This is a genomic window from Bacteroidota bacterium, assembly GCA_013696965.1.
Taxonomy (GTDB): domain Bacteria; phylum Bacteroidota; class Bacteroidia; order JACCXN01; family JACCXN01; genus JACCXN01.
The window spans coordinates 1-18,475 of record JACCXN010000021.1; the positions used below are offsets into that span (position 1 = coordinate 1).

Sequence of the window (18,475 nt, forward strand, 5' to 3'; positions counted from 1 at the left end):
AAAATTCCAAGATCCCTTCTGGCAAAATCAAGTTTGCCAAGCTGTGGTTTTCATCTCTTTGCACGTAGAATATTTTTTGCAAAGAAATGATTTTTGTTCATTCCCCCCAACTTTTCCGCTTGATCCCCGACTTCTTGTTATCCAAGCAATTGTAATTAAATAAAAAAAGCCTGAATTTTATTCAGGCTTTTTTTGAAGGGTGGAAGACCGGGCTCGAACCGGCGACCTCTGGTACCACAAACCAGCGCTCTAACCAACTGAGCTACAACCACCATAAATTTTGGAGTGCAAATATATTATTAAAACCAGATTATACCAAATCTAAGCTAAAATAAAACGTTATAATATTATTATATTTGACGATCAGTTGAAAATGACTAAAAACAAAGGACATATTACAAGTTCAACAGGCATAAATTGCCTGCCTTTTAAAAATTCCAATGCTTTTTGAGTTACAAAATAAAATGGCAGATAAAAACGAACATATAACACTCAACGTGGAGGGCATGACCTGCTCTAATTGTGCTTTATCAATTACGCGTACCCTTGCAAAACACGGTTTATCAAATGTAGATACAAATTTTAGCACGGGTGAAGTTACATTTGACATTATTGAAGGAAAAGACAAATTAGATGAGGCGGTTAATACAATTAACAAACTGGGTTACAAAGTAATTGAGAAGAAAGAAACGGATAAAAAAGGCCTTTCTTTGATAGAGAAAAAACTTTATTTCAGTTTGATTTTTACTGTTCCCTTGTTTTTTTCACACATGATTCTTTCCCATAATCATTTTTTAAATGATCCCTGGGTTCAGCTTGTACTTTGTATTCCTGTTTTTATTTTGGGTGTTTTACATTTTGGAAAAAGTGCTTGGGGTTCTCTTAAAGCAGGAATTCCAAATATGGATGTATTAATAGTTATTGGAACTTCAGCTGCCTTTTTATATAGCCTTGCCGGAACCATTATGTATTTTGGCACCCACCAGGTTCATGATTATATTTTTTACGAAACAGCTGGAATGATTATTTCCCTTGTTCTTCTTGGAAGCGTAATGGAATACAAATCGGTAAAACAAACAACAACGGCTATTAATGAACTTAGCAAAATGCAGGTTTTAACAGCAAAGAAAATAACAAGAAAAAACGAAAAGGAACAAATAAATGAAATAGCATACCATGAAATAAACAGGGATGATGTGTTAATGGTTAATACTGGTGATAAAATTCCAGTTGACGGTCAAGTAATATCAGGAACAGCCTCTGTTGATGAATCCATGATAACAGGAGAGAGTTTTCCAGTAGACAAGCAAAAGGATTCCCTGGTTATTGGTGGAACAATTTTGGTTAATGGAAATATCCGGATGGTAGCACAAAAAGTTGGTCGTGAAACAATGTTATCGCAAATTATAGAATTGGTGAAAAATGCCCAATTAAAACGTCCTGCCATTCAAAAGTTAGGGGATAAGATTAGTGCTGTATTTGTTCCAATTGTCGTATTAATTGCCCTTGCAACATTCTTTATATGGTTTTTCATTGTAGGGGTTACACTCTCCACTGCTCTAATGACAAGCATAGCCGTTTTGGTTATTTCCTGCCCATGTGCTATGGGGCTTGCAACTCCCACTGCCGTAATGGTAGGAATAGGAAGAGCTGCAAAAAATGGAATATTGATAAAAGGAGGAAGCACACTTGAAGAAATTTCAAAAATAAAAACTGTAGTTTTTGATAAAACCGGAACGCTTACAACAGGCAATTTTAGTATAAAAAAAATAATTCCAATTGAGGACGCTAATGAAAATGAAATACTAAATTTATTGTATAGCCTTGAAATCCATTCCTCTCACCCTATTGCCCGATCAGTTGTGGAAAGTTTAAAAAGCAAGGCGAATGTTATCGATTTTAAAGAGGTGTCCGAATTAAAGGGAATGGGAATAAAAGCAACAGATTTTACCGGAAATAATTATTTTTTAGGAGGAGCTCATGCAATCCCTCATTTGGGGGAGGATGAAAATTACAACCTTTACCTTACTAAAAATGACAAGCTAATTGCCGCGGTTGACATTGAGGATGAAATAAAACAAAATGCGGCTCTACTAATTCAAACATTAAAAGAAAAAAATATTCAAACAGTATTGTTAAGTGGTGATAAGAAAGAAAAATGTGAATCCTTGGCAAAAACATTGGGTATTGAGAAAGTATACAGTGAACAATTGCCCCAACAAAAACTTGATATTATTGATGAATTAATGAAAACAGGATATGTTGCCATGGTTGGCGATGGAGTAAATGATGCTCCCGCTTTGGCAAAGGCAACTGTTGGTATTTCTCTTGGCAATGCTACCCAGGTTGCAATACAATCAGCACAAGTTATATTGCTAAAAGGTAATGATTTAATGTTGGTGGATAAAGCATTAAATGTTGGGAAACATTCTGTAATAACTATCAAGCAAAATTTATTCTGGGCTTTTTTCTATAATATACTAGCTATTCCTATAGCCGCAATGGGCTTTTTAAGCCCTGTTATTGCAGCACTGGCAATGGCTTTTTCCGATGTTATTGTTGTTGGAAATTCCATAAGACTAAAATCCAAAAAGATCTTTTAATGAAGAATTACTCCATTTTTAAATCTTACAAAATCCTTTTCCTTTGCAAATGGTATCCAAACAGAGGGAATTTGTGTAACGGAATTTTTATTAAAAAACATGCCGAAGCAATTGCAAAACATGCAAAGGTTAGTGTAATATACATTGGGGCTGATGATCAAATGAGGAACCCTATGTATGAAATTGAGAATACTATTGAGGGAAATTTAAATGTTATTCGAGTTTATTATAAAAATTCAGATTTTGGTAATGGTATAATTGGCAAATCTGTAAAGGCTTTCAGATATTTTAAAGCATTTTATACTGCATTAAAAATTTATTCCAAAGAAAACGGAAGGCCACATGTGATACATGTAAATGTTTTAACTCGCCCTGCTATTGCTGCTTTGATCCTAAAAAAACTTAAAAATATCCCTTACATTATTACAGAGCATTGGACTGGTTATATGGCTGAACATGCAGAATATTCAGGTCTTTTAAAAAGAATAAGTACTCAGTTAACAGTTAAAAATGCAGCTGCTGTTACTACGGTTTCAGAAGTACTGTCAAAATCAATGCAAACTTGCGGTTTAAAAGGAAATTACATAACCATTCCCAATATAGTAGAAGTACAAAAAATTCCTTTTGGCAAAAACTCAATTCCTACGGCAATTAATGTTTCAGACATGGTAGATGAAATGAAAAACATTTCAGGAATTATTAAAGCAATGCCAGAGGTAATAAAAGAATTTCCTGAATTGAGACTGGAATTAATCGGTGAAGGTCCAGACAGGCAGGCTTTAGAACAACTTGCTCTAAATTTAAACCTGTTGAATAAAAATGTTTTCTTTTTTAATCAATTGGCCCACGAGCAAGTATTGAAAAGAATAGCCGTTGCATCCTTCCTAATAGTTAACAGCCATTACGAAAGTTTTTCTGTAGTTGCTGCCGAAGCTTTGGCTTGCGGAACACCAGTTTTATCAACCCAATGCGGAGGACCCGAAGAATTTATAAATGAGGACTGCGGGATTTTAATTAAGCCCGGGGATTTAAATGAATTAATCTGGGGAATTAAAACCATGGTTTTGACTTGTAAGAATTACACCTTAGAAAATCTACAAAAAAAAGCCGGGGAAAAATTTAGTCCATCTATTGTATCAAGCCAGTTTCTTGAGCTTTATCAAAAATATGCCGTAGTTTGGAAGGTAGGTAATTCAGAAAAAAAATTAATCATTGATCCTTTATGGACGGTACTTGATGTTGGAAGTGGAAACCGTCCTAATGAAAGGGCAAATGTACTACTGGAAAAGGAACTTGGTGAAACGATCCATAGATCAGGTGAAGTTGCATTAATTCCTGAGGGTAAAAAATTGGTTCAAGGTGATGCATTGGCAATGCCTTTTGAGAAAGATGAATTTGATTTTGTTATAGCCTCCCATATTGCAGAGCACATTGAGGATCCTGAAAAATTTTGCAAGGAATTATCCAGGGTAGGCAGAATGGGCTATGTTGAAACTCCCGGAAAATTATCGGAGTTGTTTTTCAATGAGCCTTTTCATAAATGGATTGTTTATAAAAAAGGAGATGTACTTGTATTTAAAGAAAAGACTGGTTTTAAATGCTTCAGTGAATTTTTCTACAGGTTTTATTATTTGAATGAAACCCGTGTGGGCCATAAACCTTTATATTCAAAATCATTTTTTATGATCCTGATTGTAAATCTCCTTCGAAAATCCTGGAAACACCTTCCAGCAACTTATACTAAATATGCATGGAAGGGAAATATTCAATACAGGATCATTCTTAAATAAAGCAATGTTAAAAAAGATTTCATCCACAATTGGGGTAAAAGCAATTACGGCAATATTCGCTTTTTTAACTCTAATTATAACGGCCAGAATTTTAGGTACGGAAGGCAGGGGTATTATAGGATTATTCATGGCAACAGTTTCTTTTGCTATCATGTTCAATTATTTGATTGGCGGATCCACCTTGGTTTATCTTTCATCCCGGCATCCAAACAATACGCTTATATGGTCTTCTTATATATGGGCTGTCTTTTCCAATGCACTTGCATTTGTTATTATTTCTCTTTCAAACTCCTCAATTGCTGAATATGCCAACCACATTTTTGTAATATCACTTCTTACCTCTCTTTTTCAAATAAATTTAAACATGCTTCTAGGTAGGGAAAATGTATTGAAATATAATTTATATAGCCTTTTAATGGTTTCTCTTAATTTTCTTTTGATATGCCTGTTATTTCTGATTTTGGAGTGGCATTCGATTGAATCTTTTATTTATTCTCTTTATGTGTCTTTGGCTGTATGTTTTATCCTAAGTTTGTTTGCATTAAAGGGATCTTTGGATTTGAAATTTGATAAAAACTTATGGATTACAGGAGTAACTGCAATGAGTTTTGGATTTATTTCTCAATTAGCAAACATCAGCCAGCTTTTAAATTTAAGGCTTAGTTTCTACCTAATTGAATATTATACTTTTACTGAGAACGTTGGAGTTTATTCAACCGGCACCACCCTAACCGAATCAATTTGGATGATTGCAGGTTCAATGGCACTGGTTCAGTATGCTATTGTTTCAAATTCAAGAGATAGAAGAGAATCCATGGAAATGTCAGCTAAAATGGCAAGAGTGAGTCTTATATTAACCCTTATGGCCTTAATACCATTGCTAATCCTGCCTGAAAGTTTTTATACTTACATCTTTGGAGAGGGTTTTAGGGGGATAAAAAATGTAATATATGCCCTTTCACCTGGTGTATTAAGCATTGGCTTTAGCATGGCTTTCAGTCATTATTTTGCAGGTGTAGGGAATTATAAAATCAATGCAATTTGTTCTGGCTCCGGTCTCCTTGTAACGCTTGTTTGTTCATTGTTAATGATTCCACTTTGGGGAATTGTGGGTGCTGGAATTGCCTCAAGTATTGCTTATCTTTTCATAAGCTTTTTACTGATTGTGTTTTTTATAAAGGATACAAAGATCAGTATTGGATTATTAATCCCTTCAACAAGAGATTTTGAAGCTTTAAGTGTATTAAAAAACAAGCTTTTGAGTTTTACCCGACCACCCCATCATTAAGGAAAATACTTTTTAAAATTCAGCATTTAGTTAGTTAAAATGCCGTTTGGATTAAAGGAAATAAAAAATTAGTTTCAATGTTAAGGATTGTAAAGCTTAATCTTTGGGATTAGTTATATAACTGTTTAATAATTTTCACTTTAGGAGTTGAAAATAGAGATGGGTTTGTTAGAAGAAAAAATTGACGATCTTTATTCTAAGCAACTTTTACATTAGCTAAACTTTTAGTTTACATAAAAGAAAACAGATCAGATAAGTGTTTAATAAAATTGCAAGTACGTTTATAACTCGTGGAATTTCGGCTCTGATTAGCTTTGCAGTGCTTATTATTACTGCAAAGGTACTGGGAGCAGAAATCAGGGGAAACATAAGTTTATTAATCCTAGGTATTTCATTCATCACAATGATAAGCCAGGTTGCAGGAGGACCTGCACTTATATATCTTATTCCAAAATCAAACATCTCCTCTCTGGTAGGTGTTTCCTATATATGGGCTGCTATAAGTTGTCTGGTTTTTTCATTTATTTTAAGCGCGACCAACTTTATCCCTGAATTTTTTTTCTATCATTTACTTTTCATTTCCTTACTTCAATGCTTAAGCCATCTGCATTTAGTTATATTACTAGGTAAAGAAAAAATAAACATACATAACCTGATTGTGTTGGCCCAGGTTTTTACACATATTATTTTTATGGCCTTTTTTGTTTTTATTTGGGATCAAAAAACCATAGAATCATTTATCTGGTCTATTTATATCAGCAACATTTTAACTTATATTTTAAGTCTCATTGCAATACAAAAATATTTTGTCAAGTTTAATTTATTTGAATTACCAGGGCTTTTAAAAACAATGTTTAAAAATGGCACTTATACATTAGTGGCTAACATTACTCTTTTGTTATCAGTTAGAATGAGTTATTATTATTTAAATTTATTTACAGGAACAGCTGCAGTGGGTATATTTTCAGCGGGAGTTTCGGTTACGGAATCTGTTTTATTATTAAGTTCAAGTGTTTCACTCATTATATTCATGCGAATTGCAAATTCCAGCGATACATTATTTGCACAGAATCTTACAATACGCTTATCCAAAATCTGTTTTATTTTAACACTGCCTTGCTTATTTCTCTTATTATTGTTGCCAAAAGATTTTTATAATTTCTTATTTGGTGAAGAATTCGCAACTATAAAAGATGTTATCATGGCACTGTCTGTTGGAATTGCTGCAATAAGTTTTTCCATGATTTACAGTCATTATTTTGCAGGTATGGGTAAATATCATATTAATGCCATAGCAAGTTCAATCTCCTTTAGTATTACCCTGGTAGCTGGTTATTTTATTATTCCAATATGGGGAATTACCGGAGCTGGGTGGGTTGCATCAATGGCATACCTTGCTTCTTCGGGTTTTCATTTTGTGGTGTTTTTAAAACATACGGGGGCTAATCCTTTGTATCTTGCCCCTACTTTGCGTGATATTTCTTTTTTCAATAAATATTTATTAAATTTCAACAGGAAAACTAATAGTTAATGTGCGGAATTGCAGGAATTGTAAATTTAAATAGAAGTGTAAATGTATCGAAGTCATTAAAACAAATGACCTCGACTATTGCCCACAGAGGACCAGATGACGAGGGGTTTGTGTTTTTTTCATCAAATGAAACATCCAAGGCAGGCAGTAAAAACACCCCTGAAAATATTTGGGCCACCAACCTGGATTATAAACCAATTGAACATATTGACAATGTAACCCGTGAATTTTCTATGGGCTTAGGTCACCGCAGGCTATCCATTTTAGACCTCTCACCTGCAGGCCATCAACCCATGTGCATCAACAACGAAAGCATTTGGATTACCTACAATGGTGAAATATATAATTTTATTGAATTAAGAACATCACTTGAAGAAAATGGTTATACATTCCATACCAATACAGACACTGAAGTAATATTAAATGCTTATAAACATTGGGGCTACAATTGCGTGGACCATTTCAACGGAATGTGGGCTTTTGTGATTTACGATAAGGCAAAGGACTGTCTTTTTGGATCAAGAGACAGATTAGGAGTAAAACCACTATATTATTACCTTGACCAAAATGCTTTTGTTTTTGCATCAGAACAAAAAGCCCTTGTTTCCTTGCCTTTTGTTAAAACAGGTATTAACCCAGCTGCTGTATTCGATTATTTTGTTTTGGATGAAATTGAATATGAAGAAGAAGGATTTTTTAAAAATATAATTGAACTTTCAGCTTCCAACTCTTTTACATTTGATTTAAAAACAGCAGAAATAAAAAAATGGTCCTATTATAATTTACCCTCAAATACGCAGCATGAATCCTATGGGGAGGAAAAAATGAAGGTATATTCCGAAAAATTATCCCAACTTTTGGATCAGGCAATTTCCTTGCGTTTACGCTCTGATGTTCCTGTAGGAACATGCCTTAGTGGTGGGCTGGATAGTTCTGCAATAACAGCCATTGCAACAAAGCATTTAAATGGAAAACCACTGGAAGTTTTCACAGCATCATTTAATGAAAAAAACATTGATGAAAGCCCTTGGGCACAAATGGTCGTAAACAGTACAGGAGCAATATGGAACAGGGTTTTTCCAAGCTCTGAAGAGTTAATGAATGACCTTGAAAATTTAACCTATTGCCAGGATATTCCCATTTGGTCAACAAGTACTTATGCACAATACCGGGTAATGCAACTTGTAAAAGAAAAAAACATTAAAGTTGTACTTGACGGACAAGGGGGTGATGAATTATTTGCAGGATATCCATCCCATTTGCCTTCTTTTTGGTGCGAATTATTAAACAATAAAAAGTACACACTTTTTTCAAAGGAATTATGCGCTCACAATGGTTTTTCAAAATCAGCAATTTACTTTATCAAGCAATATTTAAAGCAGTATGGAATTTACAAATTCCCCCCTTCCATTCAATCCTTTATCTTTAATAATTATTTTGATGAATTGAAATACTTAAAAAAAGATTTCAAGGAAAAAAATATTAACAGATTGAAAAAAAAGAATTCCAGGGAAAAAGTAAGTTTAAATGGCAGGCTGTTTTATGAGCTGAACAATAGTTTGTTAAAAAGTTATTTAAAATGTGAAGACCGCTGTTCAATGTATCATTCAGTTGAATCTCGGACCCCGTTTGCTGATGATCCAGCGCTCATTGAATTTTCTATGAATCTTTCGGGCTCATATAAAATTAAAAATGCAGTTCAAAAAGTTATTTTAAGAAATGCTGTTTCTTCCCTTTTACCTGAAAAAATAGTAAACAGGAGAGATAAAATGGGTTATGTGACCCCAAACAACAATTGGATTTCTGATTTAAAACCAAAAATTGCAACCATTTTTGACAATCCCCTGCTTTTGGATTTTCTTGATGTAGAAAAAATTAAAAAAGATTTTGACAAAATGTTTGACTCAAGAGACAAAAAGGAAAACGGTAAACTGTTTAAATTCATAAGTTTTGCAATGTGGGTAAATGTTTTTGAGGAAAACCTTAAAAAAACCTATTGAAATAAATTACCCTTTTTTTAGTTAACATACCCGGGAAACTCCAAGTGTTTGTTTTTTCTAAATTTGCATATTTATATTTATACAATGAAAAGACTAGCGCTTTTTTATATTCTTATACTTACAGTTAGTTTTTCCTGCAAAAAAGAAGATCCGATTCTTTCAAACAAAAACACCGCAATAACTATATCTTCCCCCGTTATTCGTTCACAATTGGAAAAAGGAAAAAAATATGATATTTCCTGGCATACTACCAAATCTGAAAAATTGAAAATTGAGCTGTTTAAGGGACAGCATTTTGTTCAGAATATATCCGTTTCTGAACCCAATACAGGTAATTTTCAATGGTTGATTACGCATGATTTAAAGCCGGATTCTTTATATAGGTTAAAAATAACCTGTTTGGAAAACAAAGAAATTACAGCATACAGCCATTTTTTTACCATTATTGGTGATAGTACTACAAAAAACATTATACCAGGAATAATTTATAACAACAATTGGATTAAAGGCAGCGATTGTTTAATTAACTGGGATGATAATATCAATGAAAATGTAAGGATAGATTTATTTTTAAATGGCATTTTATACATGAACATTGTTGAAGAAACCCTCAGTAATGGAACTTATGCCTGGTCAATCCCCACCAATTTACCTACTTCATCAAATTATCGTTTTAAGGTTAGCAGCATAATTCATACTGATTTATATGGGTTGAGTGATGTTATAAGAATATCCATGGAAAATGAGGTAAACCTTGTAAAAAATGGAAATTTTTCTAGCGATTCATTATGGTACTATTCTAATGCCCAGGTACCGGGGAGCAAAAGGTGGAATATACGTATTGAAAACAATTCAGGCGTTGCCCAGGTTGAATCTCTTCAATCATATGGGAGCATTTTGCAGGATTTGAATTTAATTCCTGGCAAGCAATACATAGTTAACTATACCTTAACTCCATTCAATGGTTTTATTGGAGGAGCAATCGTTAGTTCAAATAATATAAACAGGGCAGCAATTATCTGCATGATGGGTAGTAACACCGGAACAAGACGATATGCAACAGGTTCCTACAGTGATACAATAACTGCCAATGGAAGCTCTGTTAGTTTTAATATTATTGATCATCCTGCATCCTCACCAAATTCAGGGTTTTTATGCAAATTGGATAATGTTGAAGTCTTTGAAAATTAATCAGTTTATTAAAAACTACTAAAATGATAGAAGGAATAAAGCCAGATTTTAGTAAATTTAAAAAACAACATATAAAAATGGGTTTTAATCAAGCCGGAAACATTATTGCGAATATTCTTTTACTACTTGTTTTTATGACTTTAATTAATTCCTGTAAAAGGGATGAAATGATTTATGAAAACAATCATGATATAATTATTTCAACTCCCAAAGCACAATCAGTGCTTGAAAAAGGGGAATTTTACCAAATTAAATGGCAAACAGAAAAAGCTGAAAAATTAAGAATTGAACTTTATTTACAAAATACTCCGGTTCGGTTAATTTCTGTGTCTGAAAATAATTCAGGAAGTTATTCATGGCAAGTTCCTGATGACATAAAACCAGATACCAATTACCGGATAAGAATTACAGGAATTGACAACAATCAGCTTTCCGGATTCAGTCATTTTTTCATTATTTCAGGTGATTTTGGGACTAAATTTATTAATTGCTCTGATTTTATTTTCAACAATTGGGTAAAAGGAAGTGATAGCCTTATTTCCTGGACTGATAACATTGAAGAGGATGTTAAAATTGATTTGTTTTTAGATGGCGTTTTTCATTCAACCATTGCTCAGGCAACACCAAGCAATGGAAACTTTCTATGGTCTATTCCCCTTGCACTTGCTACCTCATCAAACTACAGCTTTAAAATAAGCAGCACAGTAAACCCTGGCATTTACAATTTAAGTGATGTATTTAGAATTTCATTAAACAGCGAAATTAACCTGGTTAAAAACGGCAATTTTATTAATGAAAACTTCTGGAATTATTCAAACCCGTTAACTAACCTTAAAAATCGCTGGAGCATTAACAGTGAATTAAAAACAGCAGAAATAATTTCTTTACAATCCAGTGGAAGTATTTTTCAGGAACTGGGATTAATTAATGGCCAAAAATATATCATTACTTATGCCTTAAGTAAATACAATGGTTATATAGGAGGGGCAAAAATAAATCCATCAGATACTTTCCGGGCTGCAATTGTTTGTTCCATTGGCACTAATTCCGGAGAAAATCGTTATTACGAAGGAATTTATACAGATACAATAATTGCTGCAGGATCTGCAATTAAATTTATGATATTTGAGCAGGCTTCCTCCTTTCCTAATTCAGGATTTTCATGCAAATTAGATAACATAGAGGTTTTTGCTGAATAATCTCAACATGATTTCTTTTTGACTGGAATTTGTTTCCTTCAAAATTCCTCATTTATGTTTTTGTAACTTTTTTTATGCCAATAATGCCTGATTCATCTGATACTTTGATAAAATAAATACCAATTGGAAATTCAACAATATTGACAATCATTTTTTCAGAAATTGAATATTTTTGATGGAAAACAACCTGGCCTAAATTATTAAGAATTTCTATTTCTTTTCCAACTATAAATTCTGACTCATAGACAATTACAATTTCGTTTTGTGAAGGGTTCGGAAAAACATGAATTTTATTCTCATTTAAATAGTATTTGGAAATATTTGTCTGTAAATCTTTGTTTGTAACAATATATCCACTGTCACCAACCGCAAACACTATTGAATCAGAATATGAGCTTATTGAATTTATAGGGTAATCAACATTTTGGAAAGTCCAAATTGAATTTCCGCTTGTTTCAAAAATCAATCCAGCCATTCCATTTGAAAAATTATCATAGGCAGCCCCTGAATAAAAAATGTAAAATTCATCCTTAATCTTGTATTTTTTGAAATTCAGAAGGAGTAATTCCGGTTTGATTTTTGAAAAATTTACTAAAATGGGCGGGGTCTTCAAATTTTAACTCGTAGGCCGATTCTTTAGCAGTTAAGCCTGAATTCAGAAGGCGTTTGGCTTCAAGGATTATTTGTTTATAAATCAGAAGACTTGCTGATTGATAGTTTTTCTAATACAAAACTACAGGGTTGTTTTTCCAACTTAATTTGATGAAATTAATTTATCTTTTGTTTAAATAAAATAGAAAAAAAGCAAAATTTGAAATTCTTTTTAAAGTTTTGTTAAGCAAATTAAGCCAGGCAGAAACATAATGGCCCAACCAGTTTATGTAAATAAAAAGAGAGGAAAAATCCTTTGATCTTCCCTCTCTTTTCTTTTGTAATCCTTTAAATATTACTCTTCAAAAGCAGCTAAAGTATTCTTAATAATGCTAATGCATTCCTGGATTTGCTCTTCCGTAATTACAAGTGGAGGTGCAAAACGAATTATATCTCCTTGAGTTTGTTTTGCAAGCAGCCCATTGTCTTTTAAAGCATAGCAAACATCTGCTGCATTTTTTCCACTTTTTGTAGGCTTTATAACAATTGCGTTCAACAAGCCCTTTCCTCTCACAGTAGTTATTAGTGGAGACTTTATTTCCAAAAGTCCTTTTCTTAATTGAGCACCAAGTTTTTCAGATTTGGCAGCAAGGTTTTCCTCAAGCACAACTTCAAGAGCTGCAATTGCCACAGCACCTGCAAGTGGATTTCCACCAAAAGTAGAACCATGATCACCTGGGCGGATGCAATTCATAATTTCATCATTGGCAAGAACTGCGGAAACAGGCAAAACTCCACCTGATAATGCTTTTCCTAAAATAAGTACATCCGGTTTCAAATTCTCATGGTCGCAGGCAAGCATTTTTCCAGTACGTGCAATACCAGTTTGAATTTCATCGGCAATAAACAACACATTATTGTCTTTGCATATTTTGGCACAGGCAGTTAAATATCCTTCATCGGGAACTACAACTCCTGCCTCACCTTGAATTGGTTCAACAAGAAATCCAGCCACATTTTTATCTTTTATTGCTTCCCTTAAAGCTTCAATATTGTTGTAAGGAATAACAACAAAACCTGGTGTAAAAGGACCAAAATCCTTTCTGGCACTTTTATCAGTAGAAGCAGAAATAATGGAAATAGTTCTTCCATGAAAATTCTTTTCACAAACTAAAATTATTGCTTGATTTTCAGGAATTCCTTTCTTTTCATAAGACCACCTTCTGCAAATCTTAATAGCAGTTTCAACAGCTTCAGCCCCGGTATTCATTGGTAAAACTTTATCAAAGCCAAAAAGTTCAGTTACATATTTCTCATATTGGCCAAGCACATCATTGTGAAAGGCCCTGGAAGTAAGTGTAAGTTTATCCGCCTGCTCCTTTAAAGCACTTATTATTTTTGGGTGGCAATGACCTTGGTTAACTGCTGAATATGCGGAAAGAAAATCAAAATATCTTTTGCCATCTACATCCCATAAAAAAACTCCTTCCCCCCTTTCAAGCACCACGGGTAATGGATGGTAATTGTGTGCTCCATGCTTTTCTTCAAGTTCAATAGCTTCTTTACTTGAAATGTTATGATTTATCATTGTTTCTCTGCTCATAAAAATAAATTTAAAAAATTATATTTGTTTCCTGCTTTTTTGCAGGGCTTTGTTCTTATTTTGGATTCACCTTATATCCCTTTTTTTCAAATTGACTTATTAAGCCATCTTCTCCTGCCAGGTGTGCAGCCCCCACCGCAATAAAAACAGATTTTTCTTTCATAATAACCTCTGCCCTTTCAGCCATGTTTATATTCCTTTTTGTAAGAAAAATTTCAACAAAATCATCCGACAATTCTTGATTTCTGGTCATTTCAAGCAATTTATCCAGGTCTGCGGCAATATAATCGGCCAACATTTTTTCCATTTCAAGTTCGCTCTGAACACTGTTTTTAACTGCATCAACAAGTCCTTCTGCCTGATCTTTGTATGAAATAGATCTAAAAGCATTAATTTGCTCCTCCATTGTTTCAAGACCTACAACAGGTTTATTTTGCTTTTTTGCCAGGGAATAAAAAAATAAATCAAGTGCTTCATTTTTGTCTTGCCTTAAATTGCGCTGTGATATCAAGCCAGCTAAAAACAAGGGCTGCATTTTATTGTATATTGCTAAATTCTGATTTAAAGAATCCTTGAAAAACCTACTTACTAATTTGTAATCGCCCTCAGATAAAAGTGATTGAATAGTAAAGCCGGAATCCATAACAAGTTTTTCCATCACATTTGAATGAATTACCTCTCCCATATCAAGTTCCATTGCAAAAGTCTGGCACTCATTAAAAGCTTCAATTACATTGTTTTTGAAATTAAACACGCGTTCATCGGCAGTATGCATAGTTCCATACAAAAAAGAAGAATATTTTAATCCATTTCCACTAATTTCCCATAACAATGATTTTTGGCTCTGTTGAGAAAAAACAGCAGGACCCAAAAGCATGAGTATCGGAAAAAACAACTGTTTTAAATTGCTATTCATCACTGTTAAATTTATCCTTTTTAAAGAAAATTGATTGTTTTTCTTTTACACTTCAAATTTAAGAAATAAACGTCAAAATAAAGTGTTTTTAATCTAATGAAAAGAAATAAGTTAAATTTGCCTCCATTATGAGAAGAAAAAGAGATAAAAAAGTACAAATACTGGAAAACATTACCATAACAGATGCTGGAAGCGAAGGTAAAACAGTAGCAAAGGTTGATGATTTAGTGATTTTTGTTGAGAATGCCGTTCCAGGAGATATAGTTGATTTACAAATAACCCGTAAAAAAAGCAGTTACAGGGAAGCCAGGGCAATTAAATTCCACCATCTGTCTGAAAAGAGAATTAAACCCGTTTGTTCTCACTTTGGTGTTTGCGGGGGCTGTAAATGGCAGAACATGAATTATGCAGATCAACTTTTTTACAAGCAAAAGCAGGTTTACGATAATCTAGAAAGGCTGGGAAGAGTAGAATTGCCTGCTATAATGCCAATTATTGCTTCAGAAGAAAGCCTTTTTTACCGTAATAAGCTGGAATTTACCTTTTCAAACAAAAGATGGATTACTGTGGAAGAAATGAAAACCGGTGCTGATTTAAAAAAGGATGCATTAGGATTTCATATCCCTAAAATGTTTGATAAAATCATTGATATCGACAAATGTTATTTACAAGCTTCGCCTTCCAATGAAATACGGGATGAGGTAAAAAAATATGCAATTGAAAACAATTATCCCTTTTTTGATATAAGAAAAAAAGAAGGCTTATTGAGAAATCTTATTATCCGAACCGCATCAACAGGTGAAATAATGGTTTTGGTTTCCTTTTTTTATGATGATATTGAAAAAAGGCAATCATTAATGGATCATCTGGCAGAGAAATTTCCAACTGTAACTTCTCTGCTCTACGTGATAAATCCAAAAGGAAACGATACAATTCATGATCTGGACATAATAACGCATAAGGGTGAAGGCTTTATTTTCGAGAAAATGGAGGATTTAAAGTTCAAAATAAGTGCTAAATCTTTTTATCAAACCAATTCCCAACAGGCATATAATTTATATAAAGTTGCCAGGGAATTTGCTGCCATTGAAAGCGATCAGATTGTTTACGATTTATACACAGGTACTGGTACCATTGCCAATTTTGTTGCATCCAAAGCAAAAAAAGTGGTAGGTATTGAATATGTTCCTGAAGCAATAGAAGATGCAAAAGAAAATTCAGAAATAAATAACATTAAAAACACCTCATTTTTTGCAGGTGATATGAAAGATATATTAAATGATGAATTTTTGGCAAAAAACGGAACACCTGATGTGGTAATAACTGATCCGCCACGGGCAGGAATGCATATTAATGTGATTGAAAAATTACTGGAAATAAATCCAAAACGCATTGTTTACGTAAGCTGTAACCCCGCCACACAAGCAAGGGATATTGCCTATCTCGATGCTAAATACCGGGTTGAAAAAATACAACCAGTAGATATGTTCCCTCATACCCACCATGTGGAGAATGTAGTGTTACTCACAAGCAGAAATTAATGGAATTAAACAACGAATTTTGGAATAACAGGTATATAAACAAAGATACAGGATGGGATTTAGGTTCTGTATCTACTCCATTGCAATATTATTTTGATCAGCTAAGCGATAAAAATTTGCGTATATTGATTCCCGGAGGGGGAAATGCTTACGAAGCTGAATATCTTTTTAACCATGGATTTAAAAATATTTTCCTGCTGGATTATTCAACCCTTGCTTTAGAAAATTTCCAAAAAAGAGTTCCTGATTTTCCAACAAATCATCTTATTTGTCAGGATTTTTTTGAACACAAAGGCCGCTATGATTTGATTGTTGAACAAACTTTTTTCTGCGCCATTGATCCTAGTTTAAGAAAGAATTATGTAAAGAAAGTTTGTGAATTATTATCTTCTTCGGGCAAAATTGCGGGTGTTTTGTTTAATGCTGTTTTGAACCAGGATAAGCCTCCTTTTGGAGGCAACAAAGAGGAATATGAAAAATTATTTCAAAACAACTTTGAAATAACAACACTTGAAATTGCTTACAATTCAATTAAGCCAAGAGCAGGGAGAGAACTGTTTTTTAATTTCAAAAGAAAAAGCTAAATCTTTAAGAATCATTGTTTTTATTTACATTTGAAAAAAATAAGGTTTATGTCAGTAACCCGAACACTTATACTTGATTCACATAAAATCAGTCAGAAAATTAACAGGATAGCCTGGCAGATATATGAGCATTATTACAAGGAAGATGAAATAATATTATCAGGCATTGTAGATAATGGATATATCCTTGCACAGCGTATTGCTAAGGTTTTAGAAGAAATATCTCCTATAAAGGTAAGTACAGTAAAAATTTCTTTGAATAAAACTTCTCCTTTAAGTGAAGCTGTTATTACAGAATTGAAAAGCGAGGATGTTGAAAACAAAGTTGTAATAGTGGTTGATGATGTACTTGACTCGGGCAAAACATTAATTTACGGAGTAAAACATTTTTTAAATTTTCCTATAAAGCATTTAAAAACAGTAGTTTTAGTTGACCGTAGCCATAGGATTTTCCCTGTACGTGCCGATTATGTTGGTCTCACACTGGCTACAACATTGCAGGAGCAGATAAGGGTTGAATTTCACGGTAACGGTGAAGATGGTGTTTACTTACAATAATTGAAATGAAAATAAAAGAAATCACATTGTTTCTAATTTTTCCCTTGTTATGTTTGACAGGCTGCAAGAATAATGAAACCGAAAAGGAAGTACTTGATTATACATGGAAAAGCGAACAAAAACTAGCTTATACAGATATTAACAATCCATTGCAAGGATATAGCCTGGGTGATAAAGAAGCACTGGATACAGCTTTTGCCGCATTTATATTACAATCAACCGGAAAAACTACTATCAATTATTCAGATGCAGAAGGAAATAAGATATCTCCTGAACAGGCTAAAGAACTACTTACACAAAGGTATGTTTTATTGGTTCCTGACCCTGAACAGCCGGAATTGAAAATTGAAGAAATGCAGGAAATACATTTAGCCCCAAATGATATAGTGCAGGTTTTATGCAGGGAAAACTGGTATTTGAATGAACCCGATTTCAAACTATCTAAAAAAATTACTCATATTGCTCCGGTGGTTTACGTTTATGATCACGATGGAGATGTAAGAGGAAAAAAAGTATTGTTTTGGATGGAGATGAAATAAAGTTGGAAAACTAAAAAATTTGCTTTGAATTTATGTTTCAAGCCATTTTATAGTCCTCTTTTTTTACTAAAACCTAGCCATTAAATAATAATTCTCAAATTAGCTAGTATCCTTGAAACCCTATATCAGGCTATTCGCATATCATTGGGTTTAAGAATTTGTTTATTATTCCTGCAGCCACAGCCAGGACTTTTTGGGCTATAGGTTCAATTGCTTCTTGAATTTTTAACCACAGCATTCCTTGTTAATTAAAATGAATGATGTTTTCTGTAAAAAAAATCATTAAAGAAAATTTTTATCAACATTAAAATTAAAAAAAGGGGCTCTTATGCTGTTAAAAGGAATGACACGTCCATTTAAAATAACTTTTAATAGCTAAAATGCGAATAAAAATGTACTTTTGATAGCTATACTATAAAGTTTTAAGCATTTAAAACTAGCGGAACATTTTCCCCTATTTTATTTGAAACATAATATGATGAGAGTGATGCTTAGGTGTTTTATTATCTCAGTATTTTTACTGTTGCTTTCATCCATTGTT

15 protein-coding genes and 1 tRNA gene are annotated in these 18,475 nt (G+C 33.2%); 11 read left to right on the forward strand and 5 right to left on the reverse strand.

Annotation, left to right across the window (positions count from 1 at the left end; all coding sequences use genetic code 11):
- Positions 1–197: 197 nt before the first annotated feature.
- A tRNA-His gene (locus H0V01_03795) sits at positions 198–273 on the reverse strand.
- A gap of 191 nt (positions 274–464) precedes the next feature.
- Here H0V01_03795 and cadA point away from each other — a divergent pair.
- From cadA to H0V01_03830, 7 genes are all read left to right on the forward strand, one after another.
- Positions 465–2,603 (forward strand): cadmium-translocating P-type ATPase, encoded by a 2,139-nt coding sequence (gene cadA, locus H0V01_03800; GenBank protein MBA2582496.1) that lies wholly within the window; start codon positions 465–467, stop codon positions 2,601–2,603.
- Entirely contained in the window at positions 2,603–4,393 is a 1,791-nt protein-coding gene (locus H0V01_03805; protein MBA2582497.1) for a glycosyltransferase, read from the forward strand. The genes cadA and H0V01_03805 overlap by 1 nt, the downstream gene beginning before the upstream one ends.
- Positions 4,394–4,397: 4 nt before the next feature.
- Complete coding sequence (locus H0V01_03810; protein ID MBA2582498.1) at positions 4,398–5,681, forward strand: polysaccharide biosynthesis C-terminal domain-containing protein; 1,284 nt, start codon at positions 4,398–4,400, stop codon at positions 5,679–5,681.
- 256 nt (positions 5,682–5,937) lie between these two features.
- Positions 5,938–7,212 (forward strand): oligosaccharide flippase family protein, encoded by a 1,275-nt coding sequence (locus H0V01_03815; protein MBA2582499.1) that lies wholly within the window; start codon positions 5,938–5,940, stop codon positions 7,210–7,212.
- Positions 7,212–9,212 carry an asparagine synthase (glutamine-hydrolyzing) gene (gene asnB / locus H0V01_03820; protein MBA2582500.1) on the forward strand — a complete coding sequence of 667 codons (2,001 nt, stop codon included), beginning with the start codon at positions 7,212–7,214 and terminating at the stop codon, positions 9,210–9,212. Before H0V01_03815 ends, asnB begins: the two co-directional genes overlap by 1 nt.
- Before the next feature lie 84 nt (positions 9,213–9,296).
- Complete coding sequence (locus H0V01_03825; protein ID MBA2582501.1) at positions 9,297–10,403, forward strand: hypothetical protein; 1,107 nt, start codon at positions 9,297–9,299, stop codon at positions 10,401–10,403.
- 23 nt (positions 10,404–10,426) lie between these two features.
- A complete protein-coding gene (locus tag H0V01_03830) occupies positions 10,427–11,602 on the forward strand; it encodes a hypothetical protein (protein MBA2582502.1) in 1,176 nt (391 codons plus the stop codon).
- Positions 11,603–11,654: 52 nt separating this feature from the next.
- On the opposite strand, the gene H0V01_03835 is transcribed toward H0V01_03830, so the two are convergent.
- The 4 genes from H0V01_03835 to H0V01_03850 all read right to left on the reverse strand — a co-directional run bounded on the left by H0V01_03835 (position 11,655) and on the right by H0V01_03850 (position 14,712).
- On the reverse strand, positions 11,655–12,215 hold the full coding sequence (locus H0V01_03835) for a T9SS type A sorting domain-containing protein (protein MBA2582503.1): 561 nt from the start codon (positions 12,213–12,215) through the stop codon (positions 11,655–11,657).
- Positions 12,133–12,300: an AraC family transcriptional regulator gene (locus H0V01_03840; GenBank protein ID MBA2582504.1), complete on the reverse strand. Its 168-nt coding sequence runs from the start codon at positions 12,298–12,300 to the stop codon at positions 12,133–12,135. The genes H0V01_03835 and H0V01_03840 overlap by 83 nt, the downstream gene beginning before the upstream one ends.
- Before the next feature lie 248 nt (positions 12,301–12,548).
- The gene (gene rocD, locus H0V01_03845) at positions 12,549–13,781 is read right to left on the reverse strand and encodes an ornithine--oxo-acid transaminase (GenBank protein ID MBA2582505.1); all 1,233 of its coding nucleotides are present in this window, start codon (positions 13,779–13,781) and stop codon (positions 12,549–12,551) included.
- Between the two features lie 70 nt (positions 13,782–13,851).
- Positions 13,852–14,712, reverse strand: a complete 861-nt coding sequence (locus H0V01_03850; GenBank protein ID MBA2582506.1) for a TraB/GumN family protein — start codon at positions 14,710–14,712, stop codon at positions 13,852–13,854.
- 128 nt (positions 14,713–14,840) lie between these two features.
- On the opposite strand from H0V01_03850, the gene rlmD reads away from it, so the two are divergent.
- Genes rlmD through H0V01_03870 form a run of 4 tightly spaced genes read left to right on the forward strand, consistent with a single transcriptional unit; the run spans position 14,841 to position 17,934 of the window.
- Positions 14,841–16,253, forward strand: coding sequence for a 23S rRNA (uracil(1939)-C(5))-methyltransferase RlmD (gene rlmD / locus H0V01_03855; GenBank protein MBA2582507.1), 1,413 nt, complete (start codon positions 14,841–14,843; stop codon positions 16,251–16,253).
- On the forward strand, positions 16,253–16,837 hold the full coding sequence (locus tag H0V01_03860; protein ID MBA2582508.1) for an SAM-dependent methyltransferase: 585 nt from the start codon (positions 16,253–16,255) through the stop codon (positions 16,835–16,837). The genes rlmD and H0V01_03860 overlap by 1 nt, the downstream gene beginning before the upstream one ends.
- A 48-nt stretch (positions 16,838–16,885) precedes the next feature.
- Positions 16,886–17,395 (forward strand): phosphoribosyltransferase, encoded by a 510-nt coding sequence (locus tag H0V01_03865; protein MBA2582509.1) that lies wholly within the window; start codon positions 16,886–16,888, stop codon positions 17,393–17,395.
- A gap of 5 nt (positions 17,396–17,400) precedes the next feature.
- Positions 17,401–17,934: a hypothetical protein gene (locus H0V01_03870; GenBank protein ID MBA2582510.1), complete on the forward strand. Its 534-nt coding sequence runs from the start codon at positions 17,401–17,403 to the stop codon at positions 17,932–17,934.
- Positions 17,935–18,475 lie beyond the last annotated feature (541 nt).